Raw genomic sequence first — 22,439 nt, forward strand, 5'->3', positions numbered from 1 at the left:
GTAATGGCAAATATTCGTACTATTTCTTTTGATGCCATTGTTATCGGTGGTGGCGGTGCTGGTATGCGCGCTGCACTTCAGTTAACAGAATCAGGTTTAAATACCGCATGTGTTACTAAAGTATTCCCAACTCGTTCACACACTGTATCCGCTCAGGGTGGTATTACGTGTGCAATTGCGAGTGATGATCCGAATGATGATTGGCGCTGGCACATGTATGACACTGTAAAAGGGTCTGATTACATTGGCGACCAAGATGCAATTGAATACATGTGTTCTGTCGGTCCTCAAGCCGTTTTCGAACTAGAGCACATGGGCTTACCGTTTTCACGTACTGAGCAAGGTCGTATTTATCAGCGTCCATTTGGCGGTCAGTCTAAAGATTTTGGTAAGGGCGGTCAGGCTGCCCGTACTTGTGCTGCTGCTGACCGTACAGGTCACGCTTTGTTGCATACGCTTTATCAGGGTAACCTAAAAGGCGGAACGACTTTCTTTAATGAGTGGTATGCCACAGACTTAGTGAAGAATAACGAAGACGCTGTTGTTGGTGTTATTGCGATTTGTATCGAAACAGGCGAAACCGTTTACCTAAAAGCAAAGGCGACTGTTATTGCAACAGGCGGTGCTGGCCGTATCTTCCAGTCAACCACTAACGCTCACATTAATACTGGTGACGGTGTTGGTATGGCTTTGCGTGCTGGTTTCCCTATGCAGGATATGGAAATGTGGCAATTCCACCCGACAGGCATTTACGGTGCAGGTACGCTTGTAACGGAAGGTTGTCGTGGTGAAGGTGGTTACCTAATCAATAAAGACGGCGAACGTTTCATGGAGCGTTATGCGCCAAATGCGAAAGACCTTGCTGGTCGTGACGTAGTGGCTCGCTCAATGGTTCTTGAAATTCTTGAAGGTCGTGGCTGTGGTCCAGACGGTGATCACGTGTTGTTGAAATTGGATCACCTAGGTGAAGAAACGTTGAATAAGCGTTTGCCTGGTATCCTTGAGCTTTCTCGCACGTTTGCGCACGTTGATCCAGTTAAAGAACCAATTCCTGTTATTCCTACTTGTCACTACATGATGGGTGGTATTCCAACAAACATCGGTGGTCAAGCGCTTAAACAAAATGAAGCGGGTGAAGACGTTATCATTGATGGTCTTTATGCGTGTGGTGAAGCAGCTTGTGTATCTGTACATGGTGCCAACCGTTTGGGTGGTAACTCACTTCTAGACCTTGTTGTGTTTGGTCGTGCTGTTGGTTTACATGTTAAAAAGTCTCTAGATGAAGGTTTCGACTCTCTAGATGCGGACGACACGAATATAGAAAAAGCATTGTCTCGCTTGAACCGTCTAAATGGTTCAAACGGCGGTGAAAGTGTTGCAGCCGTTCGTGCTGATCTTCAGCGTGTAATGCAGCTTTACTTCGGTGTATTCCGTGATGGTGAGGCAATGCAGAAAGGTTTGGCTCAGCTTAAAGAAATTCGTACTCGCGTTGAGAATTTGCACCTTGAAGATAAGAGCCAAGCATTTAATACTGCGCGTATTGAGGCCCTTGAGCTTGAAAACCTATTGGAGGTTGCTGAAGCAACAGCTATTCCAGCAGAATTCCGTAAAGAAAGTCGAGGTGCTCATGCACGTAATGATTTTACTGAGCGTGACGATGAAAACTGGTTGAAACATTCTTTGTTCCACCCAGTAGGTAAGAATGTGACTAAGCGTGAAGTAAACTTTGCTCCAAAAACCATGGAAGCTTTTCCACCTAAGATCCGTTCATACTAAGGAGTTATATCAATGTTGGTTAGTATTTATCGCTATAATCCTGAAGTGGACGATGCTCCTTACATGCAGGACTATCAAATTGAGTTGCCAGAAGGTAAAGATCTGATGGTGCTTGATGTGTTGAACTTGTTGAAAGCGCAAGATCCTACTATCTCTTACCGTCGCTCATGCCGTGAAGGTGTGTGTGGTTCAGATGGTATGAATATGTCTGGTAAGAATGGTTTGGCTTGTATAACGCCAGTATCGGAAGCCGCTAAAAAGGGTAAGCTTGTGCTTCGTCCTTTGCCTGGTTTACCGGTTGTTCGCGATCTTGTCGTGGATATGGGACAATTCTACAAGCAGTATGAAAAGATTCGTCCATTCCTAATTAATGATGAGCCTGCGCCAGCAATTGAACGTTTGCAAAGCCCAGAAGAGCGTGAAAAGCTTGATGGACTTTACGAATGTATTCTATGTGCTTGTTGTTCAACGGCATGCCCATCTTTCTGGTGGAATCCTGATAAGTTTGTTGGGCCATCTGGATTGCTACAGGCTTACCGCTTCTTGGCAGATAGCCGTGATACAGCAACTCAGGAACGTCTTAGTGACTTAGACGACCCATTTAGTGTTTTCCGTTGCCACGGTATCATGAACTGTGTAAACGTTTGCCCTAAAGGTCTAAACCCAACTAAGGCGATTGGTAATATTCGTTCTATGCTGTTACAAAGAGCGACCTGATAGTTGTTTTTGTGGTTGTCCAGTTTTATTTGGATTGACTGCGCGAAATAGGCGGCTTGGAAATGTATTCAATGCCGCCATTTTTGCATATTCTAATGTAGAGAATGCAACAAAAAGAATTTAAAATTCGACCTTTGCGAACAAGGATGTACTAAGAAAAACCGCTAACTTAGTAATTATGGAATTAGGATGTGGCATTTTTTTAAATGTGATGTTCTTAGTGGTTTAGTATTGAACGTAGAAGGGCGAAAGTAGCTGGAAATAAACAAAAAATCGAGGCTTTAATAGCCTTACGGGCCTGATAAAATGATCGATCTTATTATAGATTGAGACCGGGACCCCGGTAGCTGGCTCGAACATAAGGGTGATCGAGAATGCACGAAAGTTTAATGGAGTTGCTGTGGAGCACCTCTCATTTTTCAGGTGGAAACTTGGAATATGTTGAAGGGTTGTTTGAAAGCTACCTCGTCGATCCGAACTCAGTGTCGGAGGAATGGCGTAAATGTTTTGATCAATTGCCTCGTGTAAGCGAAGCACAATCAACTGATCTTCCTCATTCCGTGATTCAAGAACAGTTTCTACAAATTGGTAAGAACAAATTTCGCTCAATGCCTGCTTCTACAGGTGTGGTGGCTAGTTCTGATCATGAGCAGAAACAAATCAATGTCCTGCAGTTGATAAACGCTTATCGCGTTCGTGGACATCAACACGCAACACTTGATCCACTTGGGTTACAAAAACGTGAGAAAGTAGCTGATCTAGATATTGGTTATCACCAATTAACTGGTGCAGATCTAGATACCACTTTTAATGTAGGTTCTTTATTCTTTAATAAAGAAGCGCTTAAATTAAGTGAGATCGTATCTGAGCTTGAAAAAACCTATTGCGGAAGCATTGGTTATGAATTCATGCACATTGTTGATACGCAAGAAAAAGCGTGGCTTCAACAACGTGTTGAATCGGTTCGTTCACGTCCTGAATACTCCCAAGAAACCCGCGAAAGCTTACTTGAGCGTTTAACTGCTGCTGAAGGACTAGAGAAGTATCTTGCTAGTCGTTACCCAGGCGCAAAACGTTTTGGTCTTGAGGGTGGCGAAAGCTTAATCCCTATGGTGAATGAGCTAATCCAACGTTCTGGCGCACTTGGTGCGAAAGAAGTGGTTATTGGCATGGCTCACCGTGGTCGTCTTAACGTCTTGGTGAACACGCTAGGTAAAAATCCTAAAGACTTGTTTGATGAGTTTGAAGGTAAAAAATTAGTCAATACCTCTGGTGACGTTAAATACCACCAAGGTTTCTCATCTAATGTGATGACGGCGGGTGGGGAAGTTCATATTGCTTTGTCATTTAACCCATCACACTTAGAAATCGTTTCTCCTGTTGTTGAAGGTTCTGTACGTGCTCGTCAAGATCGCCGTAAAGACACAACGGGTAAAACTGTCGTACCTATCTCGATCCACGGTGATGCAGCATTTGCAGGCCAAGGTGTGGTTATGGAGACATTCCAGATGTCTCAAACACGCGCTTACCGAACAGGTGGTACAGTACATATCGTTATTAACAACCAGGTTGGTTTTACTACTAACCGTCAGGAAGACTCGCGTTCTACTGAATATGCGACAGATGTTGCTAAAATTATTCAGGCGCCGATTTTCCACGTTAATGGTGATGACCCAGAAGCAGTGCTTTTTGTCACTCAACTAGCCTTAGATTACCGTTACGAATTTGGTCGTGATGTTGTCATTGATATGGTTTGTTACCGTCGTCGTGGTCATAACGAGACAGACGAGCCTTCTGGTACTCAGCCATTGATGTACAGTGTTATCAATAAATTGAAAACGACTCGTACCCTTTACTCTGAGCGTTTGATTGCTGAATCTGTCGTGACACAAGAACAGTCCGATAAGATGGTAAGTGAAAATCGCGAAGATTTGGATAATGGCCGTCATGTAGCAAAAAGTCTTGTACTAGAGTCTCAAACAGGATCTTTTGTTGATTGGAAACCTTATCTAGGTGTTGAGTGGACGGATGCAGGCGACACGACATACCCATTATCTAAGTTGCAGGAAGTTGCTAAGAAATTAACAACGGTTCCTGATGGTGTGGTTATTCAGCGTCAAGTTCAAAAGATTTATCAAGACCGCGATAAAATGACCGCAGGTGCTTTGCCTCTAAATTGGGGTTACGCAGAAACATTGGCGTTTGCAACTTTGCTTGAGCAGGGTTATCCGATTCGTATTACGGGTCAGGATTCTGGTCGTGGTACTTTCTCGCATCGTCATGCGGTAATTCATAGCCAAAAAGATGGCAGTACTTATATTCCACTGAAACATTTGTCAGAAGATCAGCCTACAATGGATCTTTACGACTCTTACCTTTCAGAAGAAGCGGTATTGGCTTTTGAGTACGGTTATGCCAGCACATCTCCAAAAGGTCTGGTTATTTGGGAAGCGCAATTTGGTGACTTCGCAAATGGCGCGCAGGTTGTAATTGACCAGTTTATTACCAGTGGTGAGCATAAATGGGGACGCCTATGTGGCTTAACTATGTTGTTGCCACATGGTTATGAAGGTCAAGGTCCTGAGCACTCATCTGCAAGACTAGAACGTTTCTTACAGCTTTGTGCTGAATATAATATTCAGGTTTGTGTGCCAACAACGCCGTCGCAGATCTTCCATATTATCCGTCGTCAAGCGATTCGTCCTATGCGTCGTCCGCTTATTATTATGTCTCCTAAGAGTTTGTTGCGTCATAAACAAGCGATTTCGACATTAGAAGATTTGGCGGAAGGTAGCTTCAAAACGGTTCTTCCTGAGTCAGTGGAAAACATTACTGCGGATAAAGTAAAACGCATTATTCTTTGTAGCGGTAAAGTGTACTTTGACTTGATTAACCGTCGTGAAGAACTGCAAAAAGATGACGTTGCTGTAATACGTGTTGAGCAATTGTATCCGTTCCCATACGCAGATTTAGAGTCTGAGTTAGAACAGTACAAGAATGTTGAGAGCTTGGTATGGTGTCAAGAAGAGCCGAAAAACCAAGGTGCTTGGCATGCCAATCGTCACCGTATGAATCGAGTGTTGGAAAAACTGTATCCTGAATTAAAAATCCGCTTTGCAGGTCGAATTTCGTCTGCTGCACCAGCGGCTGGTTACATGTCTGTCCATGTTGAAGAACAAGAAGCGCTGGTCAACGACGCATTAGTTGGTTAGTACCATAGCCTGTCAAAGAGATAAGGGTATAAAATGAGCATTGAAATTAAAGCACCTACTTTTCCAGAATCTGTAGCAGACGGCACCGTTGCTACTTGGTACAAACAGCCAGGCGAAGCCTGTGCACGTGATGAGCATATTGTAGACATCGAGACTGATAAAGTTGTCTTGGAAGTTGTTGCTCCTGCTGATGGTGTGTTGAAAGAAATCCTAAAAGGTGAAGGCGACACTGTATTAAGTGACGAAGTATTGGCGATTTTTGAATCTGGAGCTTCGGCTTCTGAAGCACCTGCTGAAAAAGCAGATGCTCCAGCTGAAAAGTCTGCAGCACCAGCTGCGGCTTCTTCAAAAGAAACGGTTCAGATTAAAACGCCAAGTTTCCCAGAATCCGTTGCCGATGGTACGGTTGCTACTTGGTACAAACAGCCAGGTGAAGCCTGTACTCGTGATGATCATATTGTCGATATCGAAACGGATAAAGTGGTTCTAGAGGTGGTTGCACCAGCTGATGGTGTGATTGGCGAAATCTTGAAAAACGAAGGCGATACCGTTCTTAGTGATGAGGTTCTAGCTAACTTCTTGGTTGGTGCTTCTGGTTCAGAAGCAGCACCTGCGCAAGCTGAATCTACTTCCGCTGCAGAAGGTGATGAAGATGGTGTTGCAGGCCCTGCTGCACGCAAAGCGCTTTCTGAAGCTGGCTTAACGGCGTCCCAAGTGAAAGGCACTGGAAAAGGTGGTCGCATCACTAAAGAAGATGTTGAAGCTGCAGTTAAGTCAAAATCTGCTGCTCCTGCTTCTACTGCTGCTCCAGCCAAAGCTGCGCCAGCTGCAAAAGCCGCTTCTGCTCCAGCTTCTACCGCATTGGGTGCTGAAGGTCGTGTTGAAAAACGCGTTCCTATGACGCGTCTTCGCGCAACTATTGCTAAGCGTTTGGTTGAAGCTCAGCAGACAGCTGCATTGTTAACTACATATAATGAAGTTAACATGGGTCCTATCATGGAGCTTCGTAAGAAGTACAAAGATGAGTTTGCTAAAGCTCATAACGGCACGAAGCTTGGTTTCATGTCTTTCTTCGTGAAAGCGGCAACAGAAGCGCTTAAACGCTTCCCTGCTGTAAACGCTTCAATTGATGGTAACGACATTGTTTACCATGGTTACCAAGACATCGGTGTGGCTGTTTCTACCGATCGTGGTTTGATGGTTCCTGTTCTTCGTAATACTGAAGCTATGGGTCTTGCAGACATCGAGTCTTCAATCATGGACTTCGCGCTACGTGGACGTGACGGCAAACTAGGTATGGATGATATGCAAGGTGGTACTTTCACTATTACTAATGGTGGTACCTTCGGTTCTTTGCTTTCTACACCAATCATCAATCCACCACAAACAGCTATCTTGGGTATGCATAAAATCCAAGAGCGTCCAATGGCTGTTAATGGTCAAGTAGTAATCCAGCCAATGATGTATTTGGCCTTGTCTTATGATCACCGTATGATTGACGGCAAAGAAGCCGTACAATTCTTGGTAACGGTCAAAGACCTACTTGAAGACCCTGCACGTCTTTTACTTGAAATCTAAGTATTCGTATCAACTAGTTTGTATGAATTTTATACTAGGCGGCACAGTATGTGCTGCTTAGCTTGACTGAAAAATGGGACCTCTTATGTCTGATAAATTTGATGTTGTTGTAATTGGTGGCGGCCCTGGTGGTTATGTAGCCGCTATACGAGCTGCTCAGTTAGGTTTAAAAACAGCCTGTATCGAAAAATGGTTAGACAAAGAAAACAAGCCACGTCTTGGTGGAACTTGTTTGAACGTTGGCTGTATTCCTTCTAAAGCATTGTTAGACTCTTCTCACAAATTCCATGATGCGAAAGAATCTTATGGTGTCCACGGTATCACTACGGGTGAAGTATCCATGGATGTGAATGCCATGGTTGATCGCAAAGATAAAATTGTTGATCAACTTACTGGTGGTATTTCAGGTCTTTTCAAAGCAAACGGTGTCACAAGCTTTGAAGGTTTTGGTAAAGTACTAGCGAACAAGAAAGTAGAATTTACTGCGCACGATGGCACAGTAACTGTAATCGAAGCTGAAAATGTTATTTTGGCAACAGGTTCTGTTCCAGTTAACATTCCACCAGCTCCACGTACAGGTGATATCATCGTTGACAACGAAGGTGCACTTGATTTCCGTGCTGTACCAAAACGTCTTGGCGTAATTGGTGCTGGTGTTATCGGTCTAGAACTTGGTTCTGTATGGGCTCGTTTGGGTTCAGAAGTGGTTGTTCTTGAAGCACAAGATTCATTCTTGAGCGTATGTGATCAAGATCTTGCCAAAGAAGCGGCTAAAATCTTCAAAAAGCAACATTTAGACATTCGTCTAGGTGCTCGCGTTACTGGTAGCGAAATCAAGGGTGAAGAAGTTGAAGTAACTTACCTTGATGCGAAAGGTGAAGAACAAAAGCAAACTTTTGATAAGTTAATCGTTGCGGTTGGTCGTAAACCATTCACTCAGGGCTGTTTCTCAGAAGATTCTGGCGTGAAGCTAGATGAGCGTGGTTTTGTCTTTGTTGACGAACAGTGCCGTACTTCTGTACCAGGTGTTTTCGCGATTGGTGATATTGTTCGCGGACCTATGCTGGCTCACAAAGCATCTGAAGAAGGTGTGATGGTTGCTGATATTATTGCAGGCCATAAAGCACAAATGAATTACGACTGCATCCCTTCTGTTATTTACACACACCCAGAGCTAGCTTGGGTTGGTAAAAACGAGCAAGAGCTAAAAGCAGAGGGTGTTAAGTTTAAAGTGGGTAAATTCCCATTTGCAGCATCTGGTCGCGCTATGGCGGCTAACGATACTGATGGTTTTGTTAAGATAATTGCTTGTGAAGAAACTGATCGTATTTTAGGTTGCCATATTATCGGCGGCCATGCGGCAGATTTGATTGCTCAAGCTGTTATTGCAATGGAATTCGGTTCTACAGCAGAAGACATCGCCTTGACTGTATTTGCTCACCCAACAGTAAGTGAAGCAGTTCATGAAGCGGCGTTAGCGGTAGATAACCACGCAATTCATATTGCAAATCGTAAAAAGCGTTAATCCAAATTAGATTTGCCGGCCAATGAGCCGGCAATTTCTGTCTTAACGGGCAGAGCTTATGTCAACCATTCAGATGAGCGGAAGAATCAAATGAACTTACATGAATATCAGGCTAAACAGCTTTTTGCTGAATACGGCCTGCCAGTATCTACAGGGTACGCAGTAGACACGCCAGAAGAGGCGGTTGAAGCAGCGAAGAAAATTGGTGGTGACAAGTGGGTTGTTAAAGCTCAGGTTCATGCTGGTGGTCGCGGTAAAGCAGGTGGTGTAAAACTTGTTGATTCTTATGAAGAAGTTGCTGCGTTTGCACAAAACTGGTTAGGTAAAAACCTAGTTACTTACCAAACTGACGAAAATGGTCAGCCAGTTGCTAAGATTCTTGTTGAGTCTTGCACTGACATCGCAAACGAATTGTACCTAGGTGCTGTTGTTGACCGTTCTACTCGTAAAGTTGTTTTCATGGCGTCTACTGAAGGCGGCGTTGAAATTGAAAAAGTAGCGGAAGAAACACCTGAACTTATCCATAAAGCGATTATTGATCCTCTTGTGGGTGCTCAGCCTTACCAAGCGCGTGAAATCGCGTTCAAAATGGGTCTAAATGCTGCGCAAATCAAGCAGTTCACTAAGATCTTCCTTGGTTTGTCTCAGATGTTCCATGATTACGATTTCGCACTTCTAGAAATCAACCCTCTTGTTATTACAGATGAAGGTAACCTTCACTGTCTAGACGGCAAAATCAACATTGATAGCAATGCTGTTTACCGTCAGAAGAAAATGCAAGAGTTCCACGATCCATCTCAAGAAGATGAGCGTGAAGCACATGCAGCACAGTGGGAACTTAACTACGTTGCACTAGACGGAAACGTTGGTTGCATGGTAAACGGTGCCGGCCTAGCAATGGGTACAATGGATATCGTTAACCTACATGGCGGCAAGCCAGCTAACTTCCTAGACGTTGGTGGCGGCGCGACGAAAGAGCGTGTTGCTGAAGCGTTCAAAATTATCCTTTCTGATGACAATGTTAAAGCCGTATTGGTTAACATCTTCGGCGGTATCGTTCGTTGCGATATGATTGCTGAAGGTATCATCGGTGCTGTTGAGCAAGTAGGCGTAAACGTGCCTGTTGTTGTTCGTCTTGAAGGTACAAATGCTGAACTAGGTCGTGAAGTTCTTGCGAACTCTGGTCTAGATATCATTGCTGCAGCAAGTTTGAAAGACGCGGCAGAGCAAGTAGTTAAAGCTGCGGAGGGCAAATAATAATGTCTGTTTTAATTAACAAAGATACTAAAGTAATCTGTCAGGGGTTCACTGGCGGCCAAGGTACTTTCCACTCTGAGCAAGCGATTGCTTACGGAACGAAAATGGTTGGTGGTGTTACACCTGGTAAAGGTGGTCAAACTCACCTTGGCCTTCCTGTTTTCAATACAGTAAAAGAAGCGGTTGAGCAAACTGGTGCTGAAGCATCTGTTATCTACGTTCCAGCTCCTTTCGTTAAAGACTCTATTCTTGAAGCGGCTAATGCAGGCATCAAACTGATTGTTTGTATTACTGAAGGCGTTCCAACTCTAGACATGCTTGACTGTAAAGTAGCTTGTGACAACCTAGGTGTACGTTTGATCGGTCCTAACTGCCCAGGTGTTATCACTCCTGGTGAATGTAAGATCGGCATCATGCCTGGCCACATTCATATGCCAGGTAAAGTAGGTATTGTATCTCGTTCTGGTACTTTGACTTATGAAGCGGTTAAGCAAACAACGGATGCAGGCTTCGGTCAATCTACTTGTGTAGGCATCGGTGGTGACCCAATCCCAGGTACTAACTTCATCGACGTATTGGAAATGTTCCAAAACGATCCACAGACTGAAGCGATTGTAATGATCGGTGAAATCGGTGGTACTGCTGAAGAAGAAGCGGCTGCTTACATCAAAGCAAACGTTACTAAGCCTGTTGTATCTTACATTGCTGGTGTTACTGCACCTGCTGGTAAGCGTATGGGCCATGCTGGCGCTATCATCTCTGGTGGTAAAGGCACAGCTGATGAGAAATTCGCTGCTCTAGAAGACGCTGGTGTTAAAACTGTTCGTTCTTTGGCAGACATCGGTGCTGGCCTTAAAGAAATCACTGGCTGGTAAGCTGGAACTTTAAGTTCAACTGATGATAAAAATCCCTGCCTAGGCAGGGATTTTTTTTGGCAGATAGGTGTTCATATGACGTGTCCATTTTGTTTAAAGGATAATGGCTGTGCTCTTGATGACAGTCAGACTTGTTGGTGTTTTAGAGTTAAAGTGCCGGAGGATTTACTGGCGCTTATACCGTTGGAGCAAAAAGGGCGTGTTTGTGTGTGCCAAGCGTGTATTGAATTTTATCTTGCCGATAAGTTTGGCTTTTTAAAAAAGTTCGACTTTAAGCCAAGATAGCTTTATTTTTTAAGAGAATATAAAGCTTGTTCATGTAGAGTTTTCAATAATAAAAAAGGAAGAAAGTAATGAGTGACGTGTCTGGCGGCAATACTGTTTATGATATTACAGTGATAGGAGCGGGTATTGTTGGCCTGTCAACCGCTTGGCAATTACAGCAGCGTTATCCTACGTACCGCATACTATTGATTGAAAAAGAAGCAGAAGTTGGGATGCATCAGACCGGCCATAACTCAGGTGTTATTCATGCTGGGGTTTATTATGCGCCAGGAAGTTTAAAAGCCGATTTTTGTCAGCGAGGTGCCAAAGCCACTAAGGCGTTCTGTCTTCAACATAATATCAAGTTTGATGAATGCGGAAAATTATTGGTTGCAACCAATCCCGCTGAGCAAGAGCGTATGGAAGCCCTGTACTCGCGCTGCCAAGAAAATAACTTAGAAGTGCATAAGCTAGATCAGGCACAGCTTAAAGAGCGTGAGCCAAATGTGAAAGGCCTTGCGGCACTATATGTGCCTTCTACCGGAATCGTCAGCTATCGAGAGATTTGCCATAAGCTTGCTGAGCTTTTCGTAGGGAAGGGTGGCGAACTGCGCTTAGGTACAGAGGTGGTTGGCCTTGATGAGAGTCACGAACGTGTGGCGATCACATTGAACAACGATGTAGTGAGTACATCTTATCTAGTCAGCTGCAGTGGTTTGATGGCGGATCGCCTGACTAAGATGCTTAATATCCCAACCGACTTTCAAATTATTCCTTTTCGTGGTGAATATTACCGTTTGCCTGCAAAACACAATAAAGTTGTAAATCATTTAATCTATCCAATTCCGGATCCAGACTTACCGTTTTTAGGGGTACATTTGACTCGTATGATCGATGGGTCTGTGACGGTAGGCCCAAATGCGGTACAAGGATGGAAGCGAGAAGGCTATGGTCGAATTAACATAAACCTTCGTGACGTATTTGATATGGTGCGTTTCTCTGGCTTTTGGAAGCTGCTATCTAAGCATTGGAAAACAGGTTTGGTTGAGACTAAAAACTCTTGGTATAAACCTGGTTACTTGGCGCAAGTACAGAAATACTGCGACCTTGTGTCATTGGATGATTTACAGGAATATCCAGCTGGAATACGAGCTCAGGCCGTGATGAAAGACGGCAGTTTGGTACATGATTTTCTATTTGCCCAAAGTGCTCGGACCTTACATGTATGCAATGCACCTTCACCAGCTGCCACTAGCGCATTTCCTATTGGTGCTTATATTATTGATAAGCTGGATGAGCAAATTACATCTATTCATTAAGGAATAAGGCGTTTTACTTCTGCAACTCAATTGATTGCTTAAATCAAATTGCTAGCCGCTGCATATAGGACGGGGAGAGTTACATGACACCGCCAAGCAATTATCTAGTATGCTGGGTGGTGTCATGATGAGCTCTAAATTTGCGTAATTATGCAAGGCCTTTGAGTATGAGTATATTTGCATTAGAACAATCGATACGATGTTCACGAGCAGCTTGGTACTCTGGAGATTGGTAACATTTAAGCGCGGTCTCATAACTATCAAACTCAAAGACTACGGCTCTATCAGGTGATCTGTCAAAGCCTTCAATGACAGTAAGGTCTTCTCCTCTTGAGAGTAGCTTCGCACCATATTTTTTAAGCGCTTCAGGAGCGAGTGCCAAATAATCTTGATACTTTTCTTTGTCTTCTACAGTGACAAACGCAACCCAATATCCTTTCATACTCGATAGCCTTATTTTTATTTGATTAGATTAGAGTAAGCCTTTTTCGGTCAATACGGCGCGTGCAATTCGGAAACATTCCACACCTTGCGGTACGCCACAATAGATAGCAATCGCATGAATAATGGCGCGTATTTCTTCAACGCTGACGCCATTATTTATGGCACCTTTGAGGTGTAATTCCCATTCCTCCATTTTTCCTAATGCGGCGATCATGGAGAGGTTCATCATAGAGCGAGTTTTCGGTTCTATGGTTTCGTCGCCCCAGCCAAATCCCCAACACCATTCCGTCATGGCTTCTTGAAAAGGGCGATTAAACTCGTCTGCTTTGGCTAGGTTTTTCTCAACATATTCAGCACCTAACGTTTCTTTGCGCTTGTTAATACCTAGTTCAAATAGTGCTTTATCCATTACGCTGCTCCTTGTTCAGTTTGCATGGCGATATCATAGGCTTCTTGTAAGTGCCGGGTACAAATCTCACCGGCTTTTTCGGGGTCTTTTTCTTCCATTGCTTTAACAATATCAAACAGGTCTTTTGGACCAGATGTCTTACGTCCGGTAGAGCTTAGTGTGAGAGCTCTTAGTCGTGAAATACGTGAATTCAGCTGCTCAACCAGGTCCCATGAAACATGCTTTTCAGCCGTCTTAAAAATGAGTTCGTAGAAATCCTTAGTCATTTTTAGGCCAGTTTTTACATCATCATTCAGTAGGTGGCTCGCAATATCATCCTGCAGTAGATAGAGTTTTTTAATGATTTCTGGTGTGGCTTTTTTGCTACAGGCTTTTACGGCAGAGCATTCAAGTAAGGTTCGAATTTCATAAATTTCTTTGACTTCCTCATTACTAATGGAAGCTACGATAAAACCCGCATTAGGAACGCCAACAACGAGCCTTTCGCTTTCAAGATGGCGAATGCACTCTCTGACAATGGTCCGGCTAACTCCCATGCTTTCACATAACGTTCTTTCTACAAGCCTATCTCCAGGTTTCAGTAGGTTGCTAGTGATGGCTCCCCTTAATGATTCCAGCGCATTTTCCTTTAGTGTTTTAGGGCGCTCAACTTTTTGCATCCAGTTTTCCTCTAATAATGTCCTAACCAATTATTTCATGATAGTAGCACATTTATTGTTGCACCTAATAAGATTGTATGTTTACTATTGTGTCATATGGTATACCATATGACAAATTAAATGTTTCATTGTAGGAATGGATATGACTTTAGAAATTCGCAAAATCGTTAGTTTTGAAGAAGAGACACTGGTTGAAGGGTTTAAAGCAGCAGATACGCCTTTGCGTATGTTTGCCGTTGCCGCTGTCATTAAAAACCCGTGGGCTGGTAAGTATGTTGAAGACCTAAAACCTATCGTTCTGGAATACGGCCCACAGCTTGGAAAATTATTAACGGATAGAATTTGTGAACTGGCTGGCGGGGCTGACAAGATAGAAGCCTTTGGTAAAGCGGCGCTTGTCGGTCTAAATGGTGAGATCGAACATGCTTCCGCTCTAATTCATACTTTACACTTCGGTAATTTCTATCGAGAAGCGGTAGAAGCGAAATCCTTCTTATCTTTTACCAATACTCGTGGTCCTGCCAACGCGTCTATTTCTGTTCCTATGATGGACAAGAACGATGGCGGCAAACGCTCTCATTATTTGACACTTCAATTCAACATAAATGATGCGCCTGGTGCGGATGAAGTTGTTGTTGTGTTGGGAGGTGCTTCAGGCGGCAGACCACATCATCGTATTGGTGACCGTTACCAAGAGCTGAAGGAGCTAGGGCATGACATTGAAAACCCTGCAGCGGTTTAAATCGCCAACAGGTCTTTCCTACGTGAAATTAGGGCAAGGGCCATCCCTTGTTCTGATTCATGGAGTAGGGCTTAGGCTGGAAGCTTGGGTGAATCAATTAGAGGCCTTGTCTAAAAACTATACCGTTTATGCTGTCGATATGCCTGGTCATGGAGAGAGTAGTGTGATGAAAGAATGCACCGATATCTCTAAATACACAGATGTTATTGCCCGTTGGGTAAAAACAGAATTGAAGTCCTCTGTTGTTATGGTTGGTCATTCAATGGGGTCGATGATTGCGCTGAATTTTGCGATTCGATATTCAAAGCTTTGCTCTGGAGTGCTTGCTCTTAACTCGGTTTATCGTCGTTCTGCAGAAGCTAAGAAAGCTGTTTTGGCGAGAGTTCAGCAAATTAAACATGACATTAACGCGCAAAATGTCACGGGTCCTGTGGCTCGTTGGTTTGATTATCCGGTTCAAGGCAATGATGTTGTCTACGCTGATTTGTGCTGCCAATGGCTTAGTCAGGCACCTTTAGATGGCTATCGACAAGCCTACGAAGTGTTTTGTCTAAATGACGGCCCAGCTGAAAGTGATCTGGAAGCACTGGCCGTACCTGCGATGTTTATTACCGGTCGGAATGACCCAAATTCTTTGCCTTCTATGTCTGAGAATATGGCTGCAATTTGCTCTAAAGGTGAATCGTATATTGTTGAAAATGCTCGACATATGGCGCCGTTGACTCATTCGAATGAAATAAACCCGATTATGATTGATTTTGCCTCACGCTGCTTTATTCAATCAAAGGAGATGTCTCATGAGTAATTTTGACGTACGTGAACTACGCAATGCATTCGGTTCCTTTATGACTGGAGTGACCATAGTAACGGCAGTAAGTAAAACTGGAGAAAAGGTAGGTTTTACTGCGAACTCATTCACGTCGGTATCTATGGATCCACCTTTGTTGTTGGTTTGTCCTGCTTTGCGCCTATCTAGTTACGACATTTTTGAGTCATGTGATCACTTTGCCGTGAGTGTTCTGGCGGAAGATCAGCAACATGCTTCGAATACATTTGCAGGTTCTAAAGGCGATCGTTTTGCTGAAGTGGAATGGCATGCAGATGAATTTGGAACGCCACTGATTACTGGAGCGGTTGCCCATTTTTCTTGTTCATCATTTCAAAAAGTTGAGGCTGGTGATCATTTACTGCTGATGGGCAAAGTTGAACAGTTTTCAAGCAATGAAAAGTTTGGATTGGGTTATGCGAAAGGCGGCTATTTTAGCTTAGGCATGGAGCATAAAGCGGAAGAGATCGCCCATGAACAGTATGCACAAGTTGGAGCGTTAGTAGAATGTAATGGCAAACTCTTACTTAAACGAACGGAACAAGGCTTCAGTTTACCGCAAGGCAAAATGCAGGCTGAAATTTCGTCTCTCCAAACTTTAAAAAACCTGCTTGTTTCTCTTGGTATTGAAGCGGAAGTCGGTCAGGTTTTTTCTGTCTATGAGAAGTCAACAGCGGGAAATTTTGTGGCTTTCTATCGCGCTGAAAGTGTCGCTGAAAATACGCTTGATGGTTATGAGTATGTGGGCATCGATGATTTGTCGGATGTGGCTTTTGCCTCTTCAGACTTAACCTCTATGGTGACACGTTTTGTTCAAGAAAAGCGTAATGGTGTTTTTCGCCTATACGTCGGTAATGAATTAGAAGGAGATGTACGATGAAGTTTTCACTTTTTGCTCATATGGAGCGGGTAGACGAACAACAGCGTCAGAAAGATCTTTATGATGAATTTATGTCGCTTTGTAAAATGGCGGATGAAGGCGGAATGACTACTGTTTGGACGGGTGAACACCACGGCATGGACTTTACCATTGCGCCAAACCCATTCCTGAATTTGATTGATATTTCGCATCAAACTAAAAATATCCGCTTGGGAACAGGCACCGTTGTTGCGCCATATTGGCATCCAATAAAGCTGGCAGGCGAAGCGGCGATGACAGATATCATCACTAAAGGTCGTCTTGAATTGGGTATCGCACGTGGTGCTTATTCTTTTGAGTACGAGCGTATGGTTCCAGGTGGGATGGATGCTTGGGCAGCGGGTGAGTGTTTACGAGAAATGGTGCCTGCTATCAAAGGGTTGTGGAAAGGGAATCATACCCAAGAAAGTAAGCATTATAACTTTCCGAAAACCACGTCTTCACCAAAGCCATTAACGCAAGATGGTCCTCCAATCTGGATTGCAGCACGAGACATTAATAGCCATGAATTTGCTATTAGCCAAGATTGTAACGTGCAAGTCACTCCTCTTTGGCAGGGTTTAGAGGAAGTTGAAGGGCTCATTGAAAAGTACAACGAAGCCTGTAATAAGTTCGATCGTCGTACCAAAATTATGATTTTGCAGCATGCTTATGTTGCAAAGGATGAAGTTGAAGCAGACAAAGCAGCGACTAAGTTGCATGAATTCTATTGTTATTTTGGCGCGTGGTTTAAGAATGAACGCCCAATTAATCAGGGGTTGATTCAGTCTCTTACTCAAGAAGAAATTGATAATCACCCATTCTATAAAAAAGAAGCCATTAAAAACGATCTCATGATAGGCACTTCTGAACAGATTATTGAGCGTCTAAAACATTATGAAGCACTTGGTTATGATGAATTCGCTTATTGGTCTGATTCCGGCATGACTCGGGAAGAAAAAGAAACGTCCTTACGTCGCTTTATTGATGAAGTAATGCCAGCTTTTAATTAAGGAATAGGCTCATGTCTAATAAAAATAAATTACCACACTTTAAGTTGCTTATTGATGGTGTCTGGACTGATGGTGCTAATGCTCGCTCTATGACAACAACGAACCCTGCAACGGGTGAAGCTTGGGCAACTTTTGCCATGGCGGAAGCCGAAGATGTTGATCGTGCCGTTAAAGCTGCACGTAATGCACTTTCTAAGAAAGAATGGGGCGGATTAAGCCCGACGCAGCGTGGTGTTCTAATGCACAAGTTGGCTGATCTATTGGAGCAGCATTCAGAAGCCTTAGGCGAAATTGAAACCACAGACAGTGGCAAGCTGGCTGCAGAAACTCAGAGTCAAGCCAAATACGTAGCGAGCTATTATCGTTATTACGCCGGATTAGCTGACAAAATAGAAGGCCATACATTACCAATCGACAAGCCAGATATGCATGTCTTTACCAAGCCTGAACCGATCGGTGTGGTTGCTGCCGTCGTGCCATGGAATGCACAAATGTTTTTAACCGCTACTAAGTTGGCGCCTGCGCTGGCTGCTGGTTGTACGGTGATCATTAAGGCATCAGAAGTTGCTCCTATTGCTATCTTAGAATTTGCTAAGTTGATTGAAAAAGCAGGTTTTCCAAGCGGTGTTGTCTCTGTCATTACTGGGGACGCTGAAGGCTGCGCGATTCCACTAACCTCTCATCCTGATATTGATCGTCTTGCTTTTACTGGTGGTCCAGAAACTGCAAAACATGTGGTTAGAAATACCGCGAATAACTTCGCAGTGACGTCATTAGAATTAGGTGGGAAATCACCGATTTTAGTCTTTGATGATGCCAATATTGAAAGTGCTGTAAATGGCATTATCGCAGGAAATTTTGGTGCATCTGGACAGTCTTGCGTTGCAGGCTCTCGTGTTTATGTCCAACGTGATATCTACCCTAAAATTTTGGCGCGTTTGTTAGAAAAAACCGCAGCTATTGTTGTTGGCAACCCTCTGAATGCGACAAGTCATATTGGTCCCTTATGCACCTTGGCACAAGTTGAAGGCATTGAGCGAACTTTGGATAAAGCTAAAGCACAAGGCGGCAAAGTGTTAACAGGAGGCACACGTCTAAACGATCTAGGGTCGGATTATTATTTTGCACCAACCATCGTTGAGTGTCCGACTCACGATATTGAAACGCTGCATGTTGAGCTATTTGGTCCTGTGTTATCGATCGCATGTTTTGATTCAGAAGAAGAGGCGATTACGTTAGCGAATAACTCTGAATTTGGTCTTGGCTCAGGCCTTTTTACCGAAAATTTAGCTCGCGCGATGCGTGTTTCTCAACAAATTAAGTCAGGTGTCTGTTGGGTGAATACTTATCGAGCCGTTTCGCCTATGGCACCTTTCGGTGGCATTAACCAATCTGGCTATGGGCGAGAAGCGGGTATTCAAGCTATCCAGGATTACATCAGGGTACGTACCACTTGGATTAATACATCAAGTGAACCTATGGGGAATCCATTTGTAATGCGATAAATACAGGTTATTTGTGCCTTTTAATTATCTAGAAGCTACGCATTAGCAAAAGGATGAGTGTTTTTTTACTTGATTCCAATTGCGGTGCGTTTGCGATTTTTAGCGAATTTTATATACGTTGCTGATTTATATGGATTTTTTAAAGATAAGCGCTGTAACAGCCTAAACCAATAAAAATAAACTCAAATATTATATTTGAAGGCTTATGCTTAGGAGTTGTCATGAAACCAAGCAGTACAGAACAAGATATGAGTCATAAGAGAATGCGTAACATCATGTCCTACGGTTCCATTTTAATGGTCGGGGCGTTTGTTCTCTTTTCGGTTTTAAATGTGAAGCTATCTAACGATATAGCAAATGGAATTAATCATTGGATTCAAACTAATATGAGTTGGTATTACATTGCGGTTGTCTGCTTTGTATTATTTTTCTCAGTGTGGGTGGCATTCAGTCGCTACGGTAACATTCGTCTTGGTAGGGATGATGAGAAGCCTGAATTCGGCTTTACTGCCTGGTTCTCAATGCTGTTTAGTTGTGCGATTGGTACAGGGCTACTGTTCTGGAGTATTGCAGAGCCTATTACCTATTTACAGGGCAATCCATTTTTGGATATGGAGCATATACAACCTAATACACTAGATGCGGCGCGAGTTGCATTGCGTATAACCATGTTTCATTGGGGACTTCATGGTTGGGCTGTTTATATTTTAGTGGGCCTTTGTTTAGCGTATTTCTGCTATCGAAGAGGGTTACCGCTTACCGTTCGTTCTGGATTATATCCCTTGTTGGGCGACAGAGTTTATGGGCCGATTGGTCATGCTGTCGACTTCTTGGCCATATTCAGCACGCTCTTCGGTACTGCCACTACGTTAGGTCTTGGCGTCTCACAAATGAACGCGGGCCTGAATTATCTTTTTGGTATCGAGATTTCTTCTACTTCTCAGGTGATATTAATCGCTATTGTATCGATTATCGCGACTATTTCTGCTATTTCAGGGGTAGGTAGAGGCATTCGAATATTGAGTATTTGGAATATTCGATTAAGCACTCTTGTCATTGCGTTTTTCGTTCTAGCTGGCCCTACGGTATTTTTATTAAAAATGACCGTTTCAGGTCTAGGTGACTATTTTACCAATTTCATTCCTATGGGATTCTGGGTTGATACGGACCCTAATCGCCAATGGCAGAGCTGGTGGACAATCTTTTATTGGGGTTGGTGGTTGTCTTGGGGTCCATTAGTTGGGATGTTCATTGCGCGTATTTCTCGTGGCCGCACTATTCGCCAGTTCCTATTAACTGCTTTGGTTATTCCTCCATTAGGTGGTTTTATTTGGATTATTGTATTCGGCGGAACGGCTCTTCATATTCAGGTGCTTGGTGATGGTTCTTTAGCTAGCGTTGTGAATGACAATATTACATTGGCTTTGTATAGCACCATTGAAGCGATCAATGTGCCATCTTTAACAAATTTGGTTGCTGGTCTTACGACCTTCCTTATTGTTACGTGGTTCGTGACTTCTGCGGATTCCGGAACCTTGGTCATTTGTACAATAGTGTCACTTGGAGATAAGAATCCATCCAAAGTATTGCGTCTTGTTTGGGGGATCGGGCTTGGCGCTGTCTCAGCTATTTTATTGATTGCTGGCGGGTTGGACTCTTTAAAAACGGCATCAATTATCGCCGCTTTACCTTTCTCTGTTGTTTTATTGTTTATGTGTTGGGCGTTGGTGAAAGGCTTGGCTGATGAAGCCAATGGCATTCGTTACAACCAAGATGATCTTGCAGGTGGTGGTTCTCAGGAAAAGTCTGTTTCTTCAAAAGAAGAGCTTGCATCAAATTAAGCTATTTACTGAGGATGATTTCTCAATGGAGCAAATATGTTACAACAACAATTAAAAGATCCTTCGTTACTTAAATGCGCAGGGTTTATCAATGGGCAGTGGGTGCAAACCAAGACTGAAAAAGCCTTTGAGGTGTTTAATCCATCGACTGGTGATGTGGTTGCCAATGTCGCGGATTTAGGGGTTAAAGAAACACAGCTGGCCATTGATGCTGCTCAAGCCGCTTTTGAAAAATGGCGAGAAGTGCCTGCAAAGCAAAGATCGTCTCTTTTACGTCGCTGGTTTGACCTTGTTATGGCGAATCAAGAAGATCTGGCTTTAATTATGACCTTTGAACAAGGGAAGGTGATTGCAGAGTCTCGCGGTGAAGTGGCTTATGGTGCTTCTTATATTGAATGGTTTGCTGAAGAAGCGAAACGTATCTATGGTGATATTCTTCCAAGCACCACCTCAGATCGACGCTCATTAGTGATTAAGCAAGCTGTCGGTGTGGTTGGCGCGATTACACCATGGAATTTTCCTAATGCCATGATCACTCGTAAAGTGGCTCCTGCATTGGCGGCAGGTTGCACGATTGTATTAAAGCCTGCGTCAGAAACACCACTTTCAGCCTTAGCCTTGGCTGAACTGGCTGATCGCGCAGGTTTTCCTGCGGGTGTGTTTAATGTTGTCACAGGAACGGATTCAAAGTCGATTGGCGCAGAATTGACATCTAACCCTGATGTGAAAAAAATCACATTTACGGGGTCTACGGTAGTCGGCAAGATCTTGATGGAACAATCTGCAAAAACTGTTAAGAAAACATCAATGGAGTTGGGTGGCAATGCACCTGTTTTGATATTCGAAGATGCAGATTTAGATAAAGCGGTTGAAGGCGCATTGGTAGCGAAGTTTCGTAATGCAGGTCAGACTTGTATATGTGCTAATCGTATTTTGGTTCAGGATTCTATTTACGAAGAGTTTATCCGTCGCTTTACAGCGCGTGTATCGGAATTCGTACTGGGCGATGGGCTATCTTCTGAAAGTACAATGGGTCCTTTAATCACTAAAAAAGCGGTGGCTGGTGTTGTTTCTTTGGTAAATGATGCGGTAAGTCTAGGAGCGAAGGTTTGTATCGGGGGAAATGTTGGCAGTAATGGAGATTATTTCTTTGAACCAACGGTCCTGAGAGATTTAAATGCTTCTATGCGTCTTGCTAAAGAAGAGGTGTTTGGTCCGGTCGCGCCTGTGTTTAAGTTTGGCTCAGAAAAAGAAGCTGTAGCGATGGCGAATGATACTGAGTTTGGACTTGCTGCCTATATGTATACCAAGGATCACGGACGTATTTGGCGTGTTGGTGAGGCACTGGAGTACGGAATGGTGGGAATTAATGAAACGGCCATCAGTTCTGAAATGATACCTTTTGGTGGCGTTAAAGAATCAGGTCAGGGTCGCGAAGGTTCAAAATATGGACTAGAAGACTATTTGGAAATCAAATACATGTGTATGGGAGATATCTGATAGGAATGGAGCCCCGCCAATCGAATAGTTTAGCGGGGCTCTTTTTTAATGTTAATTATTGATAGGGTTCTTAAATGAA

At 43.5% G+C, this 22,439-nt stretch carries 19 protein-coding genes; 16 read left to right on the plus strand and 3 right to left on the minus strand.

Going from position 1 to position 22,439, the window contains the following annotated elements; translation table 11 throughout:
* Positions 1–3 precede the first annotated feature (3 nt).
* From sdhA to lhgO, 9 genes are all read left to right on the plus strand, one after another.
* A complete protein-coding gene (sdhA, locus tag DFP75_RS01700) occupies positions 4–1,776 on the plus strand; it encodes a succinate dehydrogenase flavoprotein subunit (protein WP_110571771.1) in 1,773 nt (590 codons plus the stop codon).
* 12 nt (positions 1,777–1,788) lie between these two features.
* Positions 1,789–2,493, plus strand: coding sequence for a succinate dehydrogenase iron-sulfur subunit (locus tag DFP75_RS01705; protein ID WP_110571772.1), 705 nt, complete (start codon positions 1,789–1,791; stop codon positions 2,491–2,493).
* 374 nt (positions 2,494–2,867) lie between these two features.
* Positions 2,868–5,705, plus strand: a complete 2,838-nt coding sequence (locus tag DFP75_RS01710; RefSeq protein WP_110571773.1) for a 2-oxoglutarate dehydrogenase E1 component — start codon at positions 2,868–2,870, stop codon at positions 5,703–5,705.
* Between the two features lie 33 nt (positions 5,706–5,738).
* Complete coding sequence (gene odhB / locus DFP75_RS01715) at positions 5,739–7,283, plus strand: 2-oxoglutarate dehydrogenase complex dihydrolipoyllysine-residue succinyltransferase (RefSeq protein ID WP_110571774.1); 1,545 nt, start codon at positions 5,739–5,741, stop codon at positions 7,281–7,283.
* Positions 7,284–7,368: 85 nt separating this feature from the next.
* Complete coding sequence (gene lpdA, locus DFP75_RS01720) at positions 7,369–8,808, plus strand: dihydrolipoyl dehydrogenase (protein ID WP_110571775.1); 1,440 nt, start codon at positions 7,369–7,371, stop codon at positions 8,806–8,808.
* Positions 8,809–8,898: 90 nt separating this feature from the next.
* On the plus strand, positions 8,899–10,065 hold the full coding sequence (gene sucC / locus DFP75_RS01725) for an ADP-forming succinate--CoA ligase subunit beta (RefSeq protein WP_110571776.1): 1,167 nt from the start codon (positions 8,899–8,901) through the stop codon (positions 10,063–10,065).
* Positions 10,066–10,067: 2 nt separating this feature from the next.
* Entirely contained in the window at positions 10,068–10,940 is an 873-nt protein-coding gene (gene sucD, locus DFP75_RS01730) for a succinate--CoA ligase subunit alpha (protein WP_110571777.1), read from the plus strand.
* A 75-nt stretch (positions 10,941–11,015) separates the two neighbouring features.
* Positions 11,016–11,225, plus strand: a complete 210-nt coding sequence (locus DFP75_RS18745) for a cysteine-rich CWC family protein (RefSeq protein ID WP_110571778.1) — start codon at positions 11,016–11,018, stop codon at positions 11,223–11,225.
* Between the two features lie 68 nt (positions 11,226–11,293).
* Positions 11,294–12,523: an L-2-hydroxyglutarate oxidase gene (gene lhgO / locus DFP75_RS01740; protein ID WP_110571779.1), complete on the plus strand. Its 1,230-nt coding sequence runs from the start codon at positions 11,294–11,296 to the stop codon at positions 12,521–12,523.
* A gap of 148 nt (positions 12,524–12,671) precedes the next feature.
* Here the strand turns inward: lhgO and DFP75_RS01745 are convergent, their stop codons facing one another.
* The 3 genes from DFP75_RS01745 to DFP75_RS01755 are packed head-to-tail and all read right to left on the minus strand — an operon-like array spanning position 12,672 to position 14,035.
* Positions 12,672–12,965, minus strand: a complete 294-nt coding sequence (locus DFP75_RS01745; protein ID WP_110571780.1) for a DUF1330 domain-containing protein — start codon at positions 12,963–12,965, stop codon at positions 12,672–12,674.
* Positions 12,966–12,995: 30 nt separating this feature from the next.
* Positions 12,996–13,376: a carboxymuconolactone decarboxylase family protein gene (locus DFP75_RS01750; RefSeq protein WP_110571781.1), complete on the minus strand. Its 381-nt coding sequence runs from the start codon at positions 13,374–13,376 to the stop codon at positions 12,996–12,998.
* Positions 13,376–14,035 carry a GntR family transcriptional regulator gene (locus DFP75_RS01755; RefSeq protein WP_110571782.1) on the minus strand — a complete coding sequence of 220 codons (660 nt, stop codon included), beginning with the start codon at positions 14,033–14,035 and terminating at the stop codon, positions 13,376–13,378. Before DFP75_RS01755 ends, DFP75_RS01750 begins: the two co-directional genes overlap by 1 nt.
* Before the next feature lie 142 nt (positions 14,036–14,177).
* On the opposite strand from DFP75_RS01755, the gene DFP75_RS01760 reads away from it, so the two are divergent.
* The 7 genes from DFP75_RS01760 to DFP75_RS01790 all read left to right on the plus strand — a co-directional run bounded on the left by DFP75_RS01760 (position 14,178) and on the right by DFP75_RS01790 (position 22,360).
* Positions 14,178–14,777, plus strand: a complete 600-nt coding sequence (locus DFP75_RS01760; RefSeq protein WP_110571783.1) for an amino acid synthesis family protein — start codon at positions 14,178–14,180, stop codon at positions 14,775–14,777.
* A complete protein-coding gene (locus DFP75_RS01765) occupies positions 14,749–15,582 on the plus strand; it encodes an alpha/beta fold hydrolase (RefSeq protein WP_110571784.1) in 834 nt (277 codons plus the stop codon). Before DFP75_RS01760 ends, DFP75_RS01765 begins: the two co-directional genes overlap by 29 nt.
* Positions 15,575–16,483 (plus strand): flavin reductase family protein, encoded by a 909-nt coding sequence (locus DFP75_RS01770; RefSeq protein WP_110571785.1) that lies wholly within the window; start codon positions 15,575–15,577, stop codon positions 16,481–16,483. The genes DFP75_RS01765 and DFP75_RS01770 overlap by 8 nt, the downstream gene beginning before the upstream one ends.
* Entirely contained in the window at positions 16,480–17,514 is a 1,035-nt protein-coding gene (locus tag DFP75_RS01775) for an LLM class flavin-dependent oxidoreductase (protein ID WP_110571786.1), read from the plus strand. The genes DFP75_RS01770 and DFP75_RS01775 overlap by 4 nt, the downstream gene beginning before the upstream one ends.
* An 11-nt stretch (positions 17,515–17,525) precedes the next feature.
* Positions 17,526–19,019: an aldehyde dehydrogenase gene (locus DFP75_RS01780; protein WP_110571787.1), complete on the plus strand. Its 1,494-nt coding sequence runs from the start codon at positions 17,526–17,528 to the stop codon at positions 19,017–19,019.
* Between the two features lie 221 nt (positions 19,020–19,240).
* Positions 19,241–20,860, plus strand: coding sequence for a BCCT family transporter (locus tag DFP75_RS01785; RefSeq protein WP_110571788.1), 1,620 nt, complete (start codon positions 19,241–19,243; stop codon positions 20,858–20,860).
* Between the two features lie 36 nt (positions 20,861–20,896).
* Entirely contained in the window at positions 20,897–22,360 is a 1,464-nt protein-coding gene (locus DFP75_RS01790) for an NAD-dependent succinate-semialdehyde dehydrogenase (RefSeq protein ID WP_110571789.1), read from the plus strand.
* Positions 22,361–22,439 lie beyond the last annotated feature (79 nt).

Source organism: Marinomonas alcarazii, from assembly GCF_003208215.1.
In the GTDB taxonomy this organism is placed as follows: Bacteria; Pseudomonadota; Gammaproteobacteria; order Pseudomonadales; family Marinomonadaceae; genus Marinomonas; species Marinomonas alcarazii.

What these genes read in the sequence shown, in the direction of transcription:
- DFP75_RS01780 (WP_110571787.1), top strand. Translation starts at nt 17,526, where the DNA reads ATGTCTAATAAAAATAAATTACCACACTTTAAGTTGCTTATTGATGGT.
- sdhA (WP_110571771.1), top strand. Translation starts at nt 4, where the DNA reads ATGGCAAATATTCGTACTATTTCTTTTGATGCCATTGTTATCGGTGGT.
- DFP75_RS01765 (WP_110571784.1), top strand. Translation starts at nt 14,749, where the DNA reads ATGACATTGAAAACCCTGCAGCGGTTTAAATCGCCAACAGGTCTTTCC.
- DFP75_RS01770 (WP_110571785.1), top strand. Translation starts at nt 15,575, where the DNA reads ATGAGTAATTTTGACGTACGTGAACTACGCAATGCATTCGGTTCCTTT.
- sucD (WP_110571777.1), top strand. Translation starts at nt 10,068, where the DNA reads ATGTCTGTTTTAATTAACAAAGATACTAAAGTAATCTGTCAGGGGTTC.
- DFP75_RS18745 (WP_110571778.1), top strand. Translation starts at nt 11,016, where the DNA reads ATGACGTGTCCATTTTGTTTAAAGGATAATGGCTGTGCTCTTGATGAC.
- lhgO (WP_110571779.1), top strand. Translation starts at nt 11,294, where the DNA reads ATGAGTGACGTGTCTGGCGGCAATACTGTTTATGATATTACAGTGATA.
- odhB (WP_110571774.1), top strand. Translation starts at nt 5,739, where the DNA reads ATGAGCATTGAAATTAAAGCACCTACTTTTCCAGAATCTGTAGCAGAC.
- DFP75_RS01775 (WP_110571786.1), top strand. Translation starts at nt 16,480, where the DNA reads ATGAAGTTTTCACTTTTTGCTCATATGGAGCGGGTAGACGAACAACAG.
- sucC (WP_110571776.1), top strand. Translation starts at nt 8,899, where the DNA reads ATGAACTTACATGAATATCAGGCTAAACAGCTTTTTGCTGAATACGGC.
- DFP75_RS01705 (WP_110571772.1), top strand. Translation starts at nt 1,789, where the DNA reads ATGTTGGTTAGTATTTATCGCTATAATCCTGAAGTGGACGATGCTCCT.
- DFP75_RS01790 (WP_110571789.1), top strand. Translation starts at nt 20,897, where the DNA reads ATGTTACAACAACAATTAAAAGATCCTTCGTTACTTAAATGCGCAGGG.
- lpdA (WP_110571775.1), top strand. Translation starts at nt 7,369, where the DNA reads ATGTCTGATAAATTTGATGTTGTTGTAATTGGTGGCGGCCCTGGTGGT.
- DFP75_RS01750 (WP_110571781.1), bottom strand. Translation starts at nt 13,376, where the DNA reads ATGGATAAAGCACTATTTGAACTAGGTATTAACAAGCGCAAAGAAACG.
- DFP75_RS01710 (WP_110571773.1), top strand. Translation starts at nt 2,868, where the DNA reads ATGCACGAAAGTTTAATGGAGTTGCTGTGGAGCACCTCTCATTTTTCA.
- DFP75_RS01760 (WP_110571783.1), top strand. Translation starts at nt 14,178, where the DNA reads ATGACTTTAGAAATTCGCAAAATCGTTAGTTTTGAAGAAGAGACACTG.
- DFP75_RS01785 (WP_110571788.1), top strand. Translation starts at nt 19,241, where the DNA reads ATGAAACCAAGCAGTACAGAACAAGATATGAGTCATAAGAGAATGCGT.
- DFP75_RS01755 (WP_110571782.1), bottom strand. Translation starts at nt 14,035, where the DNA reads ATGCAAAAAGTTGAGCGCCCTAAAACACTAAAGGAAAATGCGCTGGAA.
- DFP75_RS01745 (WP_110571780.1), bottom strand. Translation starts at nt 12,965, where the DNA reads ATGAAAGGATATTGGGTTGCGTTTGTCACTGTAGAAGACAAAGAAAAG.